Raw genomic sequence first — 20,838 nt, forward strand, 5'->3', positions numbered from 1 at the left:
TCACGATGCAGCTACTTGATTGTTGCTATCAGTTGGTGCTGGCAATGCTTGAACAAATGGTTTGATATCGACATGACTATACACGCCATCACGTAAGTAAGGCTCATCGTTTGCCCATGCTTGAGCCGCTTCGATAGAGTCAAAATCTGCAATGATTAAGCTGCCTGACATATCACTTTTGCCATGCTCGATAGGCGTTGGACCTGCGATAACGAGGCGTCCCTCTTGGTGCAGCGCTTTTAAGCGTTCAATATGTTCAGTACGAGTGATCAGACGTTGTGCACTGCTATTAGCCACGTCATGACCAATGATTGCAAATAAAGACATGAGACTTCCTTAGTGAATAATAAAAAAGTAATGGTGAGCTTAGTATAAACGTCATAGCAATAAAATTGTGATTGCTGCCATGACAAGGCAACAGAAACTATTTAGTGGCTTTGTCTGTTAGGGCAGGGTTGAGATGCTTTTTCAACACGGCAAATTGAGCCACGACAAACACCAGCATAATTGGAATCCAACCATAGGTCTTAAAGTTGATCCATGCTTCATCTGACATTGTGAACGCTGTGATATAATGTAGTACAGCCATTAGGGCAAAAAACAATGCCCAAGCAACGGTCAGCTTTTTCCAGCCGCTAAGCGTCAGGGTAAATACCTCTCTCATAGCAAACTGCATCAATGGCTTATTAATAGCGGCACTGACGAATAGCGTCAATGCAAAAATACCATTGATAATAGGCGACTTCCAGCGCAAATAAATATCATCACGCAGCAGTAATGTGCCGCCGCAGAATAAAATCGTTAATAATAAGACAACCCATTGCTGCTTATCAAACTTACCTTTTTGACGAATAAAATGAATGGCGTAAACGATAATAGTGGCGACGAGCAAAGCCCCTGCCGCTGCTAAAATACCGTTATAACGCGCCGCGATAAAAAAGGCAATTAAGGGAATAAAGTCTAATAATGCTTTCATAGCAAAGGGTGTATCCAACAAAAACGTATGGGGTAGTTTACACGTCTACCGCACCAAAAAAAAGCAATCAACACGATAAACATGCGATATACGCGACCTACAGAGTAATACTTTCTTATTGCGCCTGATGACCATGCCACTGGCCAAATATAAACACGAATACAGTAACGATAACTGCTAAATCTACAGAATGAGCAAGACAAATCACAATACTCATAATCGTAACAATGACTGTCTGCTACCTAACTTTTATTCTACTTTCATTTTATTTAACACTTTAAGGCTCAGCTTATGAAAATTGACTTACATTGCCATAGTACTTGTTCAGATGGTACCTATGCACCGACCGAGGTCATACAACGTGCTCATTCAGCGGGCATCAACGTATTGGCATTGACTGACCATGACACGCTGGCAGGGATTGACGAGGCAAGGGTCGCTGCCAGTGCCTGCGATATGCAGATTATTAATGGCGTTGAAATCAGCTGTGAACATACATTAAGCGGTGGTTACGGAAAGAATAAGTCTACCAATAAAATTATTCATGTACTTGGACTGGACTTTACTGATCGCGAAAAAATGCACGCAACGCTGCAGCAACTGCAAGACAGTCGAGCCACTCGTGGTCAGCGTATCGCCGAAAAATTGAGTGAGCTATTAGATATTAATTATGATGAGCTATGGCAAGCAGTGCTCGATAAAGCAGGCGGCAACCCACAAGCAGTCGGGCGCGCCCATATTGGACAGGTATTGTTTGAGCGCGGTGAAGTCAAAACCGTTCAAAAAGCCTTTGATAAGTACCTAGCAGATAATAAACCTGCTTATGTAGCGATCGAGGCGTTGACGATGCAGCATGGTATCGAGCTGATTCATGCTTGCGGCGGCAAAGCGGTGCTCGCACATCCCACGCGATATCAACTATCAGCGACACGCGTGCGTAAACTGATCGAAGAGTTTGCGCAGCTTGGCGGAGATGCTTGTGAACTGCCAGCCACTAGTGAGCCAATTAGTACCCGTAGAATGGTCGACCGTAGCCTTGCTGAGCATGGTCTTGCGGCTTCTATTGGTAGTGACTTTCACGGTAGTAACATGCCTTGGCGACGTTTGGGCGATGTTCCTATTTTGAATGATGATCAGCAAGGGATTTGGGAGTCTTTTGCAACGCTTGCTTAGTGAGTAGGATTTACCTTGTTACAGTTACTTCTAATAAGGTTGTTTTCAATAGCGATAGGGGCTTATTTATCATGATGAATAAGGCTAAGAATGGGTAAGTAAACAAAATTGCATTCATAGAGAAATTATTGGGAAATAAATGCGTAAAATAGATTGATAATAAGGCAAGAACTTGTAACACTTGATATGAAAGTTTCAGAGCGGATAATATGCTTTCACTCTGATTTTAGCGCTTATATATTCAACGCATTTATACCTTTTAATGTATTTACACTCTCTGCGGTAGCCCTTCTATGGCTGTATCGATATCCCATCTAGGTTACAACAAAATCTCTCAAATGATTTTTGAGTGGCAGGCTGCTGACCGAACATCGCTGATGGCCTTATTTATCGTGTTAGAAGTGTCATTGCATTGGTTCTGGTGCCTGTATGTCTGGTGGCAGCAAGATGCATTAAACACCTATGTAAATATGCATTATCTATATCCATTATGGCTTGGGATTAGCTTTGTCGGGCTGTTCTTTTTATGCATGGTCAAAGGCTTATTTCACTCAAGCAATGACAACGACATTGTCTTAAGCAGGTGGCAGATAGCTTTGGTTTTGGTTTACACCGCCTACATTTCTACTGTTATTGTGATGATAGGGTACAGCAGTCTGTTTGCAGGCGTATCGCTCGTCGGCGGCGCTATGCTTGGCATGATGCTGATTAAGCGCCGCTATGCTTGGCGTATGTTTTGGCTGCATATTATCTTGATGCTATTAGCGATCATGTCACCTTACTTTGGTATCAGTCTGCCTAATTTACGCCAATTGACCGTCATTCATCCCATGCTTGAAAGTCATAACTATCTAACTTACAACGAGATTATGGCCGCTGAAAATGCGGTTGCTGCGTTGGCTTTTGAAAATAATGTCTTAAATTGGGATAATATCAGCGAGCTACAGCGTTCATCCGCATTTTTTTGGCGGTCGACGCATTTATATTTAGCGCTGCCAAAAGCGATTTTTATTGTTTATATGTTTCGTGCTTTGCTATTGGTGTTAGATGATAGTCGGTTTGAGACCCTTCTACATGCCAATCAGGACGAGCTTACTCAGCTTAAAAATCGCCGTTACGGTCTGAAAAAGATGAAGTATGCCTTGGCAACGGTGAGAGAATATCAAGACTTAAGCGTCATGCTGTTAGATTTGGATTGGTTCAAACAGATTAACGATAATTATGGTCACGACGTAGGTGATCAGGTTCTGATTGAAATATCGCAGACGCTATCGCAGTCGTTAACAGATGAGTCAATCATCAGTCGTTACGGCGGCGAAGAGTTTTTGGTTGTACTACCAGACACGAAGCATGATAGTGCTATGGTGATAGCTGAGCAATTACGGCTAAATATTGCTGAGCATGTCATGAAGATTGAAGGTCTGGCTGATTTTAATGTGACAGCAAGCTTTGGGTTATATACCTTAACCCATGAAGAGCGAGATTGTATCGCGCAAGGCTACAAAACGATCACACAGCAAAAGACTGTCGCTCAAACGTCACCTCTTATCAAGCCAATTGCTACTCAGCGCGCGGAAAGCAAAATCGCCTCAATGCAAAAGCTGCCTAGTGATATCTGCCAACGACTTATTAGCATAGCGGATAAAGCCCTGTATGAAGCCAAGCACCGTGGTCGCAATCAAGTTGTCAGTGCAAACGAGATGTGGGCTGAAAAAGAAGGCGGTAAGCAATCGCTTTACAAAAGTCGCTAGCCATTAATTTATTAACGATCAGCCATTAATAAACAACCATACCGCTAACACTATATAAGTATTATCGGTATGGCTGATATTCTATTGATTGGTCCAATTGAGGCTTCGATTTAATCCAATCAAGACGCTAATTCCTGCACTAAACTTGCGAGCACACTTGTGGCAAAGCTACCTGTAGTCAAAGTAAAGTTTAATACTAGCGTCTGATCGTCCGACCATTCCCAGCTTAACGCCTCAATCGGTAGGCGCAGTGCTCGTCTTTGCGCCTTAATGTCACGCTGCTCTAATCCAGTTGCTAGTTGCATGAGTAGTGGACTGTGTTGTACTACCGTGGTCTCCAAATCTGCAGCGCTACCGGTAACTTTATCGTTACCCGTGCCCCATAGCACAGCAGTTGGATGAATATCGCCACTGTCAATACGAGCATGCAACGTATCATCTAGTGTTTCACTAGTGAATATCGATCCTGAACCGTCCAAATTAAACACTTCGCCTGCTAGGCCAGTGTTCCAGCTGCCATTACGCACTCGCGCTGCCAATATCTCATTAAATATCAAGCTACGTGCAGCAGACAATTCCATCGTATTTTGCTCGCGCGGGGCACGTTTGCGTTTGCTCTTTTTTGGCTGCGGGCGTGGCTCTCGCGGTGGACGAGCAAACAGTGATAAAGCCTCTCTGACGTTATTACCCTGACGACCAAAACGCTGTGGACCAAAATAATTGGGTACGCCGTTTTTGCCAATGCGCGTTAGGTGCTGCTCGACGGCCTCTTTTGCAGATAGTAGTTGCTCGGGTGATGCGTTACTTCCGTCATCAACATTTTCGTCACTAGCGCTCGCAAACTGAATATTACGTAAAGTAATAACAAACTGATTGGCACGGTGCGTACCGCGATTGAGTTTTTTATTGTGCCAGTGCTGTGCAAGGATAGTGACAGTCTCATTTTCGCCGATGTCCACTGGTGCAAACTCAGTAGGCGGCAATTGCTTCTTTGGTATACGCAAACTGAACCACTGGGTCGTCAACGCATGACGATCCTTCAACCCTGAGTAGCCGACATCACGCAATGGAATGTCTGCCCACTCTGATAGTAGTTTTGCCAGATAAGCAGTATTCATGCCTGATTTTTCGATATGCAACCATAAATGCTCACCTTCACCAGTGAAATCTAATGGCAATAACTCATTGACGATGAAACCTGTTGCATGAGCTTTATAAGTCGCTTGCTGTATTGGCTGCAAATTTGGCTGTGGCAAATTTGCAGTATCTGTAATAGCAGCAATATCCATATGAGCCATATCAATTTGCTCACTAGCTGTTTTCTCACTGGCTGTTCGTTCATTAACGTTTTGATCATTAGCTGTTGGATTTATAGTAGCAGCTTGGCTATCTAAACTATCTTGAGAAATAGTAGTGATTTCGTTTTGGTTGTCTTGAGAAGTCATAAGATCGTCTTTTATTTTGTTTATTAATAATGATTAGAAGTAAAAGGAGTGCGGAAAATAAAGTCGCATAATTACGTTTTGCAACGCAGTAAACATACAAAAAAACATCGTGTGCGAGGCGCACTTGCTACTATCAATGCATAGCATATTAAAAATAATAGGATAAGTTGAATTTGTCTGGTTGATTACGGTCATTTTCAACCTGCTGTCATTAGACACCATTATAACTGTTAAGGAAGCATTATGACCGACGCAACGATCAACACAGTCACCATCAGTAAAACGGATATCCCAAGCGGAGGTATGAAGTCGTATAAGCAAGAAGACGATAGTATCATTTTAATCACTCGCGATGACGATGAGTTCCGTGCATTCGATGGTAAGTGCCCACATGCTGGTGCAGACTTAGGTAATGGATTACGCTGTGGCAATCGGGTAGTTTGTCCTTGGCATCATGCAACTTTTGATAGTCGCGATGGCTCACTATTAGAGCCGATAGCGACAAAAGGCTTGACCCAGTATGAGCTGACTCATGATGGTGATAGTCTGACAGTCGATACCTCAGCTCAGATAACGGGGCAGATCGAAAGTGATAAATTGACTGATACCCATACTATTATCGTTGGTGGTGGCGGTGCAGGATTTATGACAGCCGACCAGTTGCGTCAGGGTGGCTATGGCGGCAAGATTACGTTGATTAGTAAAGATGATAAAGCTCCTTACAACCGACCTTTATTATCCAAAGCGTTTTTGGCAGGTAAGATGGACGAGGATAAGCTGCTATTGGGCGGTGCCAATTGGGCGGATAATAACAATATTGAGTTACGCCTCAACCAAACGGTTAGCGAAGTGCTACCCAATGAAGCGACTGTCGTCATCGGAGATGATGATGGCAACAGCGAGCGACAAACCGCAGACTTCTTGGTCGTCGCCACTGGTGCTAAACCAAACTTACCACCTATCAAAGGTGCTGAGATAGATGGCGTATATACGCTACGTAGCATGAGTGATGCCAAATTAATTAAAGCGGCCAGTCATGACCAGCGTGTGGTGATCATCGGTACAGGTTTTATCGGTATGGAGACCGCTTCGGCATTAGCGCAAGCAGGCACGACAGCTTCTATTACAGTGATTGGGCAAGGTAGCCGTGTGATGGGCAATATTGTCTCTGAAACGGTGAGTAACGCCTTAATTAAGTTACATAAAGAGAAGGGCATCAATTTTGTGTTTGACGCAACCGTCAATGAAATTACTAAGGTTGACCGTCAAGTGGACAAGGATGAAGATAACAATAATCAGGCTTTCTCAAATGTAGGCGGTGTCACGCTGGCGAATGGTGAGCATATTGATGCCGATATCGTGATATTGGGTACTGGCGTGTCTCCACGTACAGAGATATTGAGCGAAGTTAACGATCCAGATGGTGTACAAGTCGATGCGCATCTACAGCTGCGCGATGGCGTCTACGCGCTAGGTGATATTGCAAAAGCTAGCAATAAAATGGGTCGCATGCGTATCGAGCATTGGCGCGTGGCGCTGCAGCATGGCATGGTCACAGCTGCTGCAATCCTAAGTGACGACAGTGTCGATTCATTAGAGTCGCGTATTCCGTTCTTTTGGACCATGCAATATGGCAAGAGCCTACGCTATAGCGGTCATGCCGCGACACCAGATCACAATATCCTATTTGGTACGCCAGATACGCATGATTATATCGAATACTACTTCGATGATGAAGGCGAAGACACACGGGCTAGTGCAGCAAGTACGCTTGGACGTGATAAAGAGTTGGTTGCCTTCTCCGAGCTATTACGCCGTGGTCATGCACCGACGCGCGCGCAGCTTAATGCAGGTCTTGATATTATTGAGCAAGCCCATGCATTATCGCCCTAGTACTATCAAGCAATAATTATTAGTATCTGGGGCATGTCACAATTAGCATATGAATACATTTAGTGGTCTTAAAATGGCTAAATTTTGCTAAACATTGTCAGAAATCTTGCAAATATATTTATATTAACGGCAATTTTTTCCTCGTTTATCTACAATTTTTCTCATTTTAAGCCGCACAATCTAATTAATGACATACCCTAGACTGGCTTAGTGATCTAAGTCAGTTTTTTATATGACTAAATCCACATAAATCCGCTACATCGTCACCCTTATTAAGTATACTAATGTATAACTTGCACTCGGTTTTCTTGTATCGAAATTATTTGAATGCAACTATACATAGATAGAAAAGGAAAAATTATAATATGAGCGAAAACAATATAAATAACAGCAATATAAAAACAGACCATTTTGATAAAGAGTCGGTATTTTTGCGTGAAGCGACATTAGAGGATATTGGCGCACTTGAGCAGTTATTGAATTGCTGCTATCGGGAGACAGCAGGCTGGACCAATGAGGCCGATTTGATAGGTGGTATCAGGACTACATCAGCGGAGCTCGCTGCTGTTATCAATGACCCTAACCACTATTACTTTGTTTATCCGAAAACCACAACGGGCAATCGTGAGGGAGATGAGACGTGTGAGATACTTGGCTGTATCGCTGTCGATATCAAAACGGATGCTTCCTCGAACAAAAAAGCCTATATCGGCATGTTTGCGGTACACCCTGTGCTACAAGGGAAGGGTGTCGGCAACGTGATTTTACAAGCAGCTGAGACTTTTGCAGATCGCCACTTACAGTCACTGAATCAGCCTGGCCGTCTGACTATGTCTATACTAAGTCATCGTCCTGAGCTTTTGGCTTACTATCAGCGCCGTGGTTATCAGTTCAATGGTAATAAAATGCCGTTTCCAAACGATGGCAATAATGGCGAGCCAAAGCGTGATGATTTGGAGCTATTAGAACTTGAAAAAATCGTTAGCTAATCAACTTGGCCCAGTAAAAAGCATTAAAAAATATTCTATCTAGCTCAACCCCAAAAATGTCCAAAGGTCATAAACAGACCAATACTCAGCAGCATAAATGCCACAATGATTAGGCGCTTGAACCAGTTAAATGCTGGCAAGCGCGTGGCATTATCATCCGACATTAGATAAGCGAACAAAAACAATAGGCTTGCTGCCAAGGTCATGATGCCAAGCCCAATTGGTAATATAAATAGATACACCTGCCACACAGTCATCTCTCAACGGTCAGTATTAATCGCATCATAACAGCATCGAGATTGCGCTGTCAGTATGCCTTGCTTTAAATTTCTTAATGTAAATAATGATTAGAAAAATACAGTAGTCATCAGTGCGATATAAAAGTAATGAGTCAGTTTTAAACCTACGGAGCTATATGCTTACGTCATGACTGACAATAAAAAAGGACGCTCAAATGGCATCCTTTTTTATAATAGCTAAGAATAAGAGAAACGTTAAACAGTGAGCTTAACGCATTGTCACAAACTCTTCTGAGCCAGTTGGATGGATGGCAACCGTATTATCGAAGTCAGCCTTGGTCGCGCCCATTTTAATCGCAACGGCAAAGCCTTGAATCATCTCATCGACGCCAAAACCAATGCCATGTAGGCCAATGACTTTTTCGTCATCGCCCAAGCATACTAGCTTCATGGTGCATTTTTGACGATGTTGAGTGACCGCGCTATACATATCGGTAAAGCTTGAGGTATAACACTTAATATTTTCTTTGCCATAGCGTTCCACCGCGTCGATTTCAGACAGGCCAATCGTACCGATAGCTGGATGGGTAAAAATCACGGTCGGTATCAACGTATAGTCTAAGTGCTCATTAGGTTTGTTGTTAAACAAACGCTCAGATAAACGGCGACCAGCGGCAATCGCTACGGGCGTTAGATCTACGCTGTTTTCGATAATATCGCCAACCGCATAAATACCATCGACGTTGGTGTTTTGGAATTTATCAACTTTGATTTTACCCGTCTCGGTTGTCTCGACCCCTGTCACTTGCAGATTGATTCCATCAGTCGATGGCGCGCGACCAATCGCCCAGATCAAGCAATCGACAGTATCGATACAGTCTTCACCGCCATCGTTGGTGGTCAAATCCAGGCTGTCATCGTCATTTTTGTTGACTTCACTGATTACCGTATTGGTGTGTAACTTGATGCCAGCTTGTTCCATTTCTATCAGCAAAGTCTCTACGATAGTATGGTCAAACGTACGTAGTGGCGAGTGTTTGCGCACATACAAATGCACTTCGGCACCCAGACTGTTTAACACGCCTGCGATTTCGACAGCGATATAGCCTGCACCCACAATCGCCACGCGTTTTGGCAGATGGTTTAAGGCAAAAAAGCCATCAGAGTCGATGCCGTATTCTGCGCCTTTGATATCTGGCTGAATAGGATGACCGCCCGTAGCAATCAAAATATGGTCAGCGGTAATCAGCTCGCCATTTACTTCTACGGTATTGGTATCGACAAATTTAGCAAAGCCTTTGATCACTTCTACGCCATTTTTTGCCAAGTTATTGTCATAAGCGCGGTGAATGTTTTCGATATATTGTTGACGGCTTTGTACCAGCTTTTGGAAGTCAAAACCTTTTAACTCAACATCAAAACCATAATCTGGCGCATATTTATGGATGGCTTCAGCCACTTGCGCGCCATACCACATGACTTTTTTGGGCACACAGCCCAAATTCACACAAGTGCCGCCCAATTGGTTGGCTTCGATAATGGCGCATTTTTTACCATAGTTTGCTGCACGGTTGAGTGAGGCAATGCCGCCGCTGCCGCCGCCAATAGAGATATAGTCATAATGTTTGGTCATAATACGGTCTCTTTATTAAGTTGTTATTGGTGCTGCTACTGACTCTACTGTAATGGGTCTTATCATCCATCTTACAAGTTTTTTATGGTTAAGATGTGTTGAATCGCTTGAGTATAAACGGTGGTTGATTAAGAAAAGCCTAGCATTTAGATATTTAAACCCACTCAAACCCATCTATACAATAGGACGACGTCTATAAAATAACAGCCCCGGAATGGATAAGCCCAATACCAATCCTGAAGTCACAAATAGTGCCTCAAACAAGTACACCATCATTTGGCTAAATAACTCGTCTGAAAAGCCGAAATAACCGATCTGCACCATACTGACCATCGCCTTATACGCGGCGATACCAGGCATCATACAGATGACACTGGGCGAGATGAGCGCTTTGGGCGGTAAGGTATATTTCTTAGAAAAATACACACCCAAAAAGCTGGCAAGCATTGCCCCAAAAAAGCTGGCAAGCACGATATGTATGTTCTGATGGACAAGGGCGGTTTTTAATCCAAAGCCAAAAGCCGTCATCAGCAAACACGGCAATATATAGCGTTTGGGTACGCTAAACATCAGCGTCCAACCAAGGGTGATGATACAAGACAGTATGACGGTTTTGATAAACCACATCTTAAAACCCCCAATGCTGTATGCGAAGTAAAACCAGTGCCATCACGATACCGACGCACGCGGATAAGGTGAGCATATAGGTAAAGACCGCACGCCCAACGCCAATATTGACATAGCCTTTGAGTATATCGGACAAAGAGTTAATCAACGGAAAGCTAGGCACCAATAGCAGTACACTAGAGGCAACAGCGATATCCGCATTATTACCAATATCAAAGTAATAGGTCGTCGCGCCAATGAGCGAGGCAATAAAAGCCGTCACAATGACGGTGATAAAAGGGTTAAAGTGGTGCTTGGACAAATAGATACGGGTAAACATCGCTACCATGCCAGCGATAAATGTCACCGCCGTAATCGACCAACTACCGCCATTTAGATAAGCAAATGCGGCACAAGATGCGCCAACAAACACGCTTACTAACCATGTTGGATATACGGTCTTATCCAACTCATCAAAGGCAAGGGTAGTGCGGTCAATCAAATCGGTACTATCGACAGTGGCTTCAGTTTTATTAACGATTTGCTGGATTTGGACCAATAAATTGACGTTGATGCTCTGATTGATCGTGTCTCTGGTAGTAGTGATACAGCGCTCGTCACAGATAGTCGTCAAGGTAATGGCATTAAAGTTTAGCGAACATTCGACGCTGTTCATCCCCAAGGCAAGCCCCAAGCGTTTGGACAAGTCCACCACCACGGCAGACTCAGCGCCATACTGCATAAGGAGTAATCCGCAGCGCACGCATAGTCGGGTAATGCGCTGCTGCTTTACGTAGCTGATAGAGGTCATGAGTTAGATACGCATGTTGGTTGGTCTTGATACACTATTATAAAGGGTATAAGTGCTGACGCGCAGACAATATCAGTCATTATCGAATATTATGTTGGCTGCTATTATAAAAATTTTTGGCAAGGAGCATAAAATGCATATCGCTATTTTGACATTGACGTTTTCATTGCCCGGCTGTGGCTCGCTAAAAGAAAAGCGCCAACGTATGGGCGGCTTGCACGCGCGTTTTGGCAATACGCCAAGCGTCGCAGTTTGTGAGAGTGGTGAGCGCGATCGACATGATACCAGCGAGTGGACGTTTGTGATCGTTGGACTGTCTAAACGTGAGGTCGAGTCGCAATGTAGTCAGATTGAGGAGAAGATAGAGCGTACAGTAGATGCGTGGGTGATGAATGTTGAGAGAGAGTTTGTTTAGCTTTGTAGCATTGCTCTAGAGAAAATCTTTTGAATCTCTCCGCATTGCCAAAAATAAATACTATGAGCGAAGCGGTCTTATGAGTCTTTGCCTATAAAAATATATTCCCTAGCAATATCAATTATATCTGGTTCAATTTCATATTGAGAAATATATGAATAGCTTCCACCTAAATCAATTGGTATCTTTTTCCTTTTACGCGTGTAGAAAAAAGGGTTGTTATATATTAAAGCGCCTCTAGCTGGATGGTTTTTATTGTCTAAAATTTTCTCAAGTTGTCCTCCACGTATTTTTATAGGTGTAACGTCTTCAAATCTATCTTCACCTTCTATCATAGAGGCTAATTCTTTTATCTTTGCTTGAGGGTCAATATCGAACTGATGAAAGTGGTCAAAATATTGGCAGAATCTTCGAACTTGATGGACACTTCTATCGAGAGTCACAATATCTTTGTTAAGAGAGTAATCTGACACATCTAAATATCTATGTCTTGCCCTTGCGTCCAAGCGTTTTATGAAGCTAAGAACATCTTCAGACAAGTTTAAAGAAACAGCCATTTCTTTCTCAAATCTTTGAACTGATGGAAAAATTTCATGTCTTATTTTTTTACCATTGATAAGGTTTTGTAATAACATACTTTTACCATATTTCTCTAAAGCCTGCAGTGAAGACCATAAAAATTGTGGAATAAGCTTGTGCCTAAAAGCTAGTCTAGCGTGAATATAGTCTAAATCTGCCGTATCTCTAAAGTTTCTAATAGCGAGGTTATTCAATCGAGTGCGAGTATGTTTATCCATAATGAAATCCAGTTTTTTTCTAAAAATATACTTTATATTAGATATGATGTAATCAATATACGGTTTGAAAGTTGCTCATTAAAGGAATTATATCTTGTCGTTGAACTACTGTTTTTATACTAGGTGAAACACCTATTTCACTTTAAATAGTCTTTAATGAAATTAGTTTATATTGGTTTTAGTTTAACTTCCCAATCGTCGCCAAATTGATTATTCAAATAGCTTTCGATTTCATTCTTTATGTAAGATTTCGCATAATTTGAAACTATCAGACCTTTATAACCTGATAGAACATACACATTGTATCCTTCTAAAGCATCTTTCTGTGTTGTTTTGCTAGTTATATAAACCTCTGCTTTACCTTCATCGTTAATATAGCGATTCTTGACTTTGGGACACTTATCTATTGGTAAAATAACTTTTATGATAAAGTTCTGAGTTGTTTCATGTGATCTTGAGATTTCCGACTGAGACATAGTTATTCCCATTGATTTATTGGTAAAAACTGACAAAGTGTATTAACGTGTCTCAATCATATAACAATGCATAATTATGATAAATACTACAACTCTCTTCCAGAAAAAAATAGCTCAAGAGTCCACCTACGAATGGTATTAAATTTGTAGAATAGGCCTTCATGCCAAACGTTTCGCGTCCATTAGCTACTTTGACAGTTTGAATTACTCAACAAAAAAGGCCACTCCCTAAAGAGTGGCCTTTTATCAATGTATATCTAAAAATTATTAATTATTGCGGACGGCCTTGACCATGTCCTTCAGGTTTTTTATAGCCTTTAGCCGTCATACATGCTTCTAGCTTCTTCATATCACTTTTGCTTGGACGACTTTCTTTAGACATTTTCACGCCAGCTCGTTGAGCACAATCATCCATGGCTTGCTTCATATCCGCTGACATCGCAGGTCTTTGATGATTGCGATCGCTTGCACCATTTGATGTGCCGCTTGACGCGCAGGCGCTAACGCCAACAGTAGATGCTAAGACAATAAATAGTAATTTTTTCATGGAGATTCCTTAAGAGTTTCAGAGGTCATACAAGAGTGAGTAACATCAATTTGTGTGGGTTATATCGTTATTAACCAGTTGTTTCCATATCGTATGCGTTTATGCGTCATATCTAACCATTTAAATATTAATATATTTAACTTTTAAGTATCTTTAATAAATATTAAGAAAGGTAACGTAGCGAAGTAACTTAAGTCTTAGTTTATATATCGATTTCCGTTCATAGCTTATAGTTTGCGCTTTTCCTTATGCCAGTCAATAAAAAAGGCCACCCTATAAAGAGTGGCCTTTCATTAATTATGACTAACGATATTAGCTGACTTCTTTCATACCTTGCTCAAGCATCGTCTTTAAGAATATACCCGTATATGACTCTTTGACTTCAGCCACTTCCTCAGGCGTACCCTCAGCGATGATCATACCACCACCTTTACCGCCTTCAGGGCCTAGGTCAATCACCCAGTCTGCCGTTTTGATAACATCCAAGTTATGCTCGATGACCACGATGGTATTACCTTTATCGCGTAGGGCATGCAGGATATTGAGCAGCTTATCGATATCATGGAAATGCAAACCAGTAGTTGGCTCATCCAAGATATACAGCGTCTGTCCCGTATCACGTTTGGCAAGCTCACGCGCCAGTTTGACACGTTGCGCCTCACCACCTGATAGCGTGGGCGCAGACTGGCCCAAGCGAATATAGCTCAGACCGACATCCATCAATGCTTGCAAACGACGATAGATGGCTGGTATCGCTGAGAAGAACTCAACGGCATCTTCCACCGTCATATCAAGCACGTCAGCGATGGTTTTGCCTTTGTAGTGAATCTCTAAGGTCTCGCGGTTGTAGCGCTTGCCTTCACAGGTATCACATGGCACATACATATCTGGTAAGAAATGCATCTCAACTTTGATCAGACCATCACCTTGGCACATCTCACAGCGTCCGCCTTTTACGTTGAAGCTAAAGCGACCAGGCTTATAGCCACGGGCACGCGCTTCTTGGGTCTGGGCAAACATCTCACGCACCGGGGTAAACACGCCCGTATAAGTCGCTGGGTTTGAACGCGGCGTACGGCCGATTGGGCTTTGATCGATATCGACCATTTTGTCCAAATGCTCAAGCCCACTGATGCTTTCAAACTTATCGGCAATCAGCGTTGAGGCGTTGTTTAATTGAGTTGCTGCCAATGGCATAAGCGTACGGTTAATCAAAGTTGACTTACCTGAACCTGAGACACCCGTCACACAAGTCATGATACCAACAGGAATGGTCAAATCTACATCATGTAGGTTATTACCTGATGCGCCTTTTAGCTCGATGGTCATTGGTACTTTTTTGGCTTTGGCCTTACCTTTGACTTCGACATCGATGGTTTTGGCTTTATGACGGACAGTTGGAATCTCAATTTTTTTCTTACCAGACATATATTGTCCAGTCAGCGATTCTTTGTTTGCCATGATGTCATCGACCGTACCTTGAGCGATAATATGACCGCCGTGTACACCGGCACCGATACCGATATCAATGACGTGATCCGCTTGGCGAATCGCATCTTCATCATGTTCAACGACCAGCACCGTATTACCCAAGTCACGCAAACGCGTTAGGGTTTTTAGCAGGCGATCGTTGTCACGTTGATGCAGACCGATGGACGGCTCATCAAGTACGTACATCACACCCATCAGACCAGCACCGATTTGACTAGCCAGACGAATACGCTGCGCTTCACCGCCCGATAGTGTCTCGGCAGAGCGAGCAAGGGTCAAATAATCAAGCCCGACGCTCACAAGAAAGTTTAAACGCTCATTAATCTCTTTAAAGATTTTTTCCGCGACTTCACCTTTATGACCGCCAATCTTTAGCGTTTTATAATAGTCCGCCGCATCACCGATAGACAGCTTAACGATTTCTGCAATGGTCTGATCATCAACACGGACATTGCGTGAGATTTCATTCAGACGCGCGCCATCACAGACATTACAAGTGGTATCTGCTAGATATTTGGCCAGCTCATCACGGACGAGGTTGCTTTGCGTCTTAGCATAACGACGCTCTAGGTAGGGAAGCACACCTTCAAATGGTACAGTTTTGTTCGTCTTGCGACCGCGCTCATCGGTAAAGTTAAAGGTCAGCTTTTCTTTACCAGAGCCATGCATGATTAGGTCTTGCTGCTCTTTTGACAGATCTTGCCACGGCGCATCCATATCGATTTTGAAATGCTTACAGACCGTGCTAAGCAAGCCAAAATAGTACGCATGACGTTTGTCCCAACCATTGATTGCGCCTTGGTTAAGTGACTTCTCATGATGAGTAATCAGTTTTTCAGCGGCGAAATATTGACGTTTCCCGAGACCGTCACAGCTTGGGCATGCGCCATATGGATTGTTGAAACTGAACATGCGTGGTTCAAGCTCAGGCACCGCCCGATCACAGACAGGGCATGAATGCTTGGCTGACATCACTTGGTTTTCGTCACCGCCTTCTTTTGGATTACCATCCATAAAGTGTAGCGTGACCAGCCCTTGGCCTAGACGTAACGCTGTCTCTAAGCTCTCAGCGACACGGTTGCCTAAATCATCACGGACTTTAAAGCGATCGACCACCACTTCGATGGTATGTTTTTTCTTTTTATCTAACGTCGGTAGCTCATCGGTATCATAGACATCACCGTCAACGCGCACACGGACAAAACCTTGACCAATCAGCTGCTCAAGCAAGACGGTATGCTCACCTTTACGCTCGCGAATCACCGGTGCCAAGATCATAATCTTAGTGTCATCTGGCAATGCCATGACCTGATCGACCATCTCAGTGACTGACTGCGCAACCATTGGCTCACCATGCTCAGGGCAATATGGCGTACCGATGCGTGCATAGAGCAGACGCAGATAGTCATAAATCTCGGTAATCGTACCGACGGTCGAGCGTGGGTTATGGTTGGTTGATTTTTGCTCGATAGCAATCGCAGGGGATAGACCCTCGATACTATCGACATCAGGCTTCTCCATTTGCGAGAGGAACTGACGAGCATATGCCGATAAGCTTTCGACATAACGACGTTGCCCTTCGGCATACAAGGTGTCAAATGCCAATGAAGATTTACCAGAGCCAGATAGGCCAGTGATTACCACAAATTTATCTCGTGGAATGTCTAAATCGATGTTTTTTAAATTATGAGTACGTGCGCCGCGTATTGCGATATGGTCATGTGCCATCGGTTACAGGTTTCCTATTTGCTAAAAGGGGATTGGGAAATATCTCAAGCTAAAAAGTAAATACAGATCAGTAAAGTGGTTGGTTAAAACGTGAATAATTCTAAATTTATGATGTTGTTATAAGTAGTGTCGTTATAAAAGATATCGTTATAAACAAAGCAGTCATTATTAACAGTGTCGTTATAAAGGGTACATATATTGATAAGGTAAAAATTAAGCCAGCCTAGTTATTCACTTTCTATTGTTGTTTGGCTTTGTATTGCTTGTCGTTCCTATGACTATTTTTTATAGGACTAAGCAAATCTAAATCAAATCAGTGTTAAGTAACAGGCATCGTTTGTTATGGTTTTGACCAAAATGTCGTTTTATGGAAGCGTTCGTCGTTACGTAGATGGGGTGAGTGAGCCATTAATTGTGCTGACAACGTTTTACTTTATTGTCATGGTGATAGCATTATTCAAGGTGTCACTGAGCATCTGATGCACTTGGTAACAAAATAATCTCGTAATATGAATGGCTTGGGTTGAGAGCGCATACATTGCTGCACCAGTAAGACAAAAGTCTCGGCAACCAAACGGCGAATGTCTTATACTAGGGGGCTTGATTTATAGGCCAATGCCTTGATAAACCAGTAGTGATAAATCATGGTATGGCGCAAGTGTTAGTCATGAAAGATAGCAATGAGCAACCAGCAATGATCAACCAGTGAGGCAAGTATGAATAGCGTAGAGAAACGGGCAATCCTCGGAGTCGGTGGCATCTTTGCCTTACGTATGATTGGCTTGTTTATGATTGTGCCGGTATTTTCTGTTTATGGTGACAATTATGCACACGCGACGCCGTTTTTAATTGGTTTGGCCGTTGGTATTTATGGCTTAGGGCAGGCCATCTTTCAGATACCGATGAGTTTGGCTGCTGATAAATTCCCGCGTAAGCCTATTATCTTTTTGGGATTGATACTATTCGCTGTCGGCGGCATGATTGCAGCAAATGCAACGGATATTTACGAAGTAATCATTGGTCGGGCGCTGGCAGGTAGTGGAGCGGTCTCTGCTGTGCTTATGGCACTATTGGCTGATGTGACTCGTGAGGAAATGCGTACCAAAGCGATGGCCACGATGGGTCTGACGATTGCGACCTCTATTATGCTCGCCTTTGCTTTTGGTCCATTGTTAGTCGGATCGCTCGGAATCTCTGGACTGTTTTGGCTAACTTCAGGATTTGCTATATTGGCGATGCTGCTATTGGTGGTGGTACCGACGCCTATGCGCGTGCTCAAGCACAATCTGGATAATAAGACCATCGGTCAACAGTTGGCTACTGTCCTTAAGATTGGCGATCTTAACCGCTTACATATCGGCATCTTTGCGCTACACCTAACGATGACGGCGATATTTGTGATATTGCCGCACCAGCTCAGTGACGTACTTGGCTTGTCAGTACGTCAGCAAGGCATGGTTTATCTGCCACTACTGTTTATCGGGTTCGCCATCGCAATACCTTTTATTATCATCGCTGAAAAGAAACGCAAAATGCGTCAGGTGTTTTTGGGTGCAATTGCACTGATGACTGCCGCTTTAGCAATACTCGCGCTTGGTAGTCAGGTCGGTGTTGGTATCATATTTGGTTTGCTGCTGTACTTTATGGGCTTTAACTTGCTTGAGGCGACGATTCCCTCGTGGATATCAAAGCGCGCACCAGTCGCCAATAAAGCGACCGCGATGGGGCTTAATTCCTCTAGTCAGTTCTTTGGTGCATTTGTAGGTGGGGCAATGGGCGGCCTGTTATTAAGCCAGCCTAATTTGTTGGCGTGGGGCATACTGGCTATTATTATGGGTGCCGCACTACTTATCATTATTCCCATTTCTCAGCCACCTTATCTATCGAGCACGACCGTTACTATTCCCAAAGACATCAATATCCAAGACTGGTCACGACAAATGCTGGCAGTAGATGGCGTTGACGAGCTGGTCGTCATGGCAAAAGAGCAAGTCGCCTATTTAAAGTTAGATAAGACACAGTTGACGGACGATTCACGTCAGCAGCTATCGAGTTTGGCGCAGAGTCCGCTAGATATTTAATGAAATATATAACAGCTTTATGCTCATAGTTTTATATAGAAAAAAAGCCAAATAGCAAAAAATGCACAGACAGCAATCTTATAAACCACCAATATCAATCAATAGAAACTAACTATTTATCTCTATTTAAAAGGAATTAATATGAGTAAATTTAAGATGTTGTCTGGTAATGTCATTGAGGGTAAAAAGAAGGCGCATCGCTCAATAGCCAAGTTAACAGCAGGTCTTGGTTTATCAGCCATGCTACTAACTTCTGGTTGTGCTACGCAAAATATTCAGGCGTATCAGAACACCACACCGACGCTCGACATGCATAAGTTTTTTTCGGGTCAAATCGATGGTTGGGGTATGTTCCAAGGTCGAAATGGTGAGGTCAAAAAACGCTTTTATGTTGATATTGATGCAACCCATGAGGGAGATGATGTCATTATCTTAAACGAGAAGTTCTCGTGGGCAGATGGCACGAAATCGCAGCGTATATGGCGTCTGACTGAGCAGACAGATGGCAGCTGGAAAGGTGTGGCAGGTGATGTTATTGGTGAGGCAGCAGGGAAAGTGGTTGGCAATACGTTGCACTGGAATTACTTATTAGAGTTACCTGTCGAGGACAAAACCTACAAAGTAACGTTCGATGATTGGATGTATCTTATCAATGAGAATGTCATGCTCAATCGCTCAGTGATGAAAAAATTTGGCGTAGAGTTGGGTAGCGTGACGTTAAGCATGCATCGCAAGCCTTCTGATGCTAACTAAGAATATATAAATCACTTGATAATAAGTTAGGTGCTATGCAATATCGATAAAGGTGGACGGTGTTCTTCAGCGTCTTAAAATGGCAAAATAGCAGCATATTTATCTATTACCTGTTATTTATTGGACTCTACAATATTGACTAGTATATCAAGATAGACTATCTAAGCGACATAGACTGACGTGCACCATAGGTAGCCTATAGATATTTCGATAAAAATTGGTTAAAGTAAAATTATACAATTGATAGTGCCAACTGACGCTATCAGATAATGATTAAAACAGTTTATTAAATTATTCATAAGTAAAAGGACGGTATCATGCGCGGAGTCAATAAAGTTATCATCATCGGTAACCTCGGAGCAGATCCTGAGGCACGCCAATTCAGCAATGGCGGTAGCGTAACCAATATCTCGGTTGCGACATCAGAGCAGTGGACAGACAAACAAAGCGGCGAAAAAAGAGAAGCGACAGAGTGGCATCGTATCGCACTTTTTAACCGTCTAGGTGAAATCGCAGCGCAATACCTGCGCAAAGGCAGCAAAGTCTATATCGAAGGTAGTTTACGTACACGTAAATACCAAGACCAAAGTGGTCAAGACCGTTATATTACTGAGATTCGTGCTGAACAAATGCAGATGCTTGATGGTCAAACTGGCGGTGGTCAGGGTGGAGATAGCTTTGGTGGACAAAACCAAGGTCAAAGTGGCGGCTATAATAATCAAGGTGGCCAAAATAACCAGAATAACTTTGGTCAGCAAGCAAATAATCAAATGGCACATCAAGGCGGCTACAACCAACCAGCGGCTCAAGGTGGTCAGAATAGCTTTAACAATCAGGCGCCTGCTCAGCAAAACCAGTTCAATCAACCAGCACAGAAACCTGCACAATCTAAGCCTACAGCAATGCCAGATGGCCCTGTAGATGATGATATTCCCTTTTGAGGATACACCTTAGACTCAATGTTGAAAAAGCCCTGCAACTGCGGGGCTTTTTTAATGCTTGCTATAGTTGATTCAGTTTAAAAGAAAGACAAG

At 43.0% G+C, this 20,838-nt stretch carries 19 protein-coding genes; 8 read left to right on the forward strand and 11 right to left on the reverse strand.

All coding sequences use genetic code 11. The features are described from left to right. Both ACTXGF_RS16460 and ispZ read right to left on the reverse strand, forming a co-directional pair. Window positions 1-327, reverse strand: coding sequence for a YciI family protein (locus ACTXGF_RS16460; protein ID WP_057761353.1), 327 nt, complete (start codon window positions 325-327; stop codon window positions 1-3). 97 nt (window positions 328-424) lie between these two features. Beyond that, window positions 425-976 carry a septation protein IspZ gene (gene ispZ / locus ACTXGF_RS16465; protein WP_443534539.1) on the reverse strand — a complete coding sequence of 184 codons (552 nt, stop codon included), beginning with the start codon at window positions 974-976 and terminating at the stop codon, window positions 425-427. Between the two features lie 291 nt (window positions 977-1,267). On the opposite strand from ispZ, the gene ACTXGF_RS16470 reads away from it, so the two are divergent. Together ACTXGF_RS16470 and ACTXGF_RS16475 are read left to right on the forward strand one after the other, a co-directional pair. After that, complete coding sequence (locus tag ACTXGF_RS16470) at window positions 1,268-2,149, forward strand: PHP domain-containing protein (protein WP_443534537.1); 882 nt, start codon at window positions 1,268-1,270, stop codon at window positions 2,147-2,149. A gap of 293 nt (window positions 2,150-2,442) precedes the next feature. After that, on the forward strand, window positions 2,443-3,900 hold the full coding sequence (locus ACTXGF_RS16475) for a GGDEF domain-containing protein (RefSeq protein WP_443534535.1): 1,458 nt from the start codon (window positions 2,443-2,445) through the stop codon (window positions 3,898-3,900). Window positions 3,901-4,019: 119 nt separating this feature from the next. On the opposite strand, the gene truD is transcribed toward ACTXGF_RS16475, so the two are convergent. Continuing rightward, on the reverse strand, window positions 4,020-5,198 hold the full coding sequence (gene truD / locus ACTXGF_RS16480) for a tRNA pseudouridine(13) synthase TruD (RefSeq protein ID WP_443534657.1): 1,179 nt from the start codon (window positions 5,196-5,198) through the stop codon (window positions 4,020-4,022). 390 nt (window positions 5,199-5,588) lie between these two features. Between truD and ACTXGF_RS16485 the strand changes: the two genes are divergently transcribed. Continuing rightward, a complete protein-coding gene (locus ACTXGF_RS16485; protein ID WP_443534533.1) occupies window positions 5,589-7,238 on the forward strand; it encodes an FAD-dependent oxidoreductase in 1,650 nt (549 codons plus the stop codon). 365 nt (window positions 7,239-7,603) lie between these two features. Further along, window positions 7,604-8,227: a GNAT family N-acetyltransferase gene (locus ACTXGF_RS16490; protein WP_443534531.1), complete on the forward strand. Its 624-nt coding sequence runs from the start codon at window positions 7,604-7,606 to the stop codon at window positions 8,225-8,227. A 44-nt stretch (window positions 8,228-8,271) separates the two neighbouring features. Here ACTXGF_RS16490 and ACTXGF_RS16495 read toward each other — a convergent pair whose 3' ends face one another. The 4 genes from ACTXGF_RS16495 to ACTXGF_RS16510 form a co-directional block, all read right to left on the reverse strand. Then, window positions 8,272-8,433, reverse strand: coding sequence for a hypothetical protein (locus tag ACTXGF_RS16495; RefSeq protein ID WP_227511163.1), 162 nt, complete (start codon window positions 8,431-8,433; stop codon window positions 8,272-8,274). 301 nt (window positions 8,434-8,734) lie between these two features. After that, complete coding sequence (gene gorA, locus ACTXGF_RS16500) at window positions 8,735-10,099, reverse strand: glutathione-disulfide reductase (RefSeq protein ID WP_443534528.1); 1,365 nt, start codon at window positions 10,097-10,099, stop codon at window positions 8,735-8,737. Window positions 10,100-10,273: 174 nt separating this feature from the next. Then, window positions 10,274-10,726, reverse strand: a complete 453-nt coding sequence (locus tag ACTXGF_RS16505; protein WP_443534526.1) for a threonine/serine exporter family protein — start codon at window positions 10,724-10,726, stop codon at window positions 10,274-10,276. 1 nt (window position 10,727) lies between these two features. Then, the gene (locus ACTXGF_RS16510; protein WP_443534524.1) at window positions 10,728-11,516 is read right to left on the reverse strand and encodes a threonine/serine exporter family protein; all 789 of its coding nucleotides are present in this window, start codon (window positions 11,514-11,516) and stop codon (window positions 10,728-10,730) included. 133 nt (window positions 11,517-11,649) lie between these two features. Between ACTXGF_RS16510 and ACTXGF_RS16515 the strand changes: the two genes are divergently transcribed. Beyond that, window positions 11,650-11,931, forward strand: coding sequence for a DUF503 domain-containing protein (locus tag ACTXGF_RS16515; RefSeq protein WP_443534522.1), 282 nt, complete (start codon window positions 11,650-11,652; stop codon window positions 11,929-11,931). A 77-nt stretch (window positions 11,932-12,008) separates the two neighbouring features. Here ACTXGF_RS16515 and ACTXGF_RS16520 read toward each other — a convergent pair whose 3' ends face one another. From ACTXGF_RS16520 to uvrA, 4 genes are all read right to left on the reverse strand, one after another. Next, on the reverse strand, window positions 12,009-12,728 hold the full coding sequence (locus ACTXGF_RS16520; RefSeq protein WP_443534520.1) for a hypothetical protein: 720 nt from the start codon (window positions 12,726-12,728) through the stop codon (window positions 12,009-12,011). Window positions 12,729-12,895: 167 nt separating this feature from the next. Beyond that, window positions 12,896-13,204, reverse strand: coding sequence for a hypothetical protein (locus ACTXGF_RS16525; RefSeq protein WP_443534518.1), 309 nt, complete (start codon window positions 13,202-13,204; stop codon window positions 12,896-12,898). Between the two features lie 271 nt (window positions 13,205-13,475). Next, a complete protein-coding gene (locus ACTXGF_RS16530) occupies window positions 13,476-13,751 on the reverse strand; it encodes a hypothetical protein (RefSeq protein WP_191114121.1) in 276 nt (91 codons plus the stop codon). A 312-nt stretch (window positions 13,752-14,063) separates the two neighbouring features. Then, entirely contained in the window at window positions 14,064-16,970 is a 2,907-nt protein-coding gene (gene uvrA / locus ACTXGF_RS16535; RefSeq protein ID WP_443534516.1) for an excinuclease ABC subunit UvrA, read from the reverse strand. Window positions 16,971-17,686: 716 nt separating this feature from the next. Here uvrA and ACTXGF_RS16540 point away from each other — a divergent pair. The 3 genes from ACTXGF_RS16540 to ACTXGF_RS16550 all read left to right on the forward strand — a co-directional run bounded on the left by ACTXGF_RS16540 (window position 17,687) and on the right by ACTXGF_RS16550 (window position 20,745). Continuing rightward, window positions 17,687-19,051 (forward strand): MFS transporter, encoded by a 1,365-nt coding sequence (locus ACTXGF_RS16540; RefSeq protein WP_394124884.1) that lies wholly within the window; start codon window positions 17,687-17,689, stop codon window positions 19,049-19,051. 141 nt (window positions 19,052-19,192) lie between these two features. Then, on the forward strand, window positions 19,193-19,804 hold the full coding sequence (locus tag ACTXGF_RS16545) for a DUF3833 domain-containing protein (RefSeq protein ID WP_443534514.1): 612 nt from the start codon (window positions 19,193-19,195) through the stop codon (window positions 19,802-19,804). Between the two features lie 317 nt (window positions 19,805-20,121). Then, entirely contained in the window at window positions 20,122-20,745 is a 624-nt protein-coding gene (locus ACTXGF_RS16550; RefSeq protein WP_101204383.1) for a single-stranded DNA-binding protein, read from the forward strand. Window positions 20,746-20,838: the final 93 nt, after the last annotated feature.

Source organism: Psychrobacter sp. 1Y6 (assembly GCF_052258385.2).
Lineage (GTDB): Bacteria > Pseudomonadota > Gammaproteobacteria > Pseudomonadales > Moraxellaceae > Psychrobacter.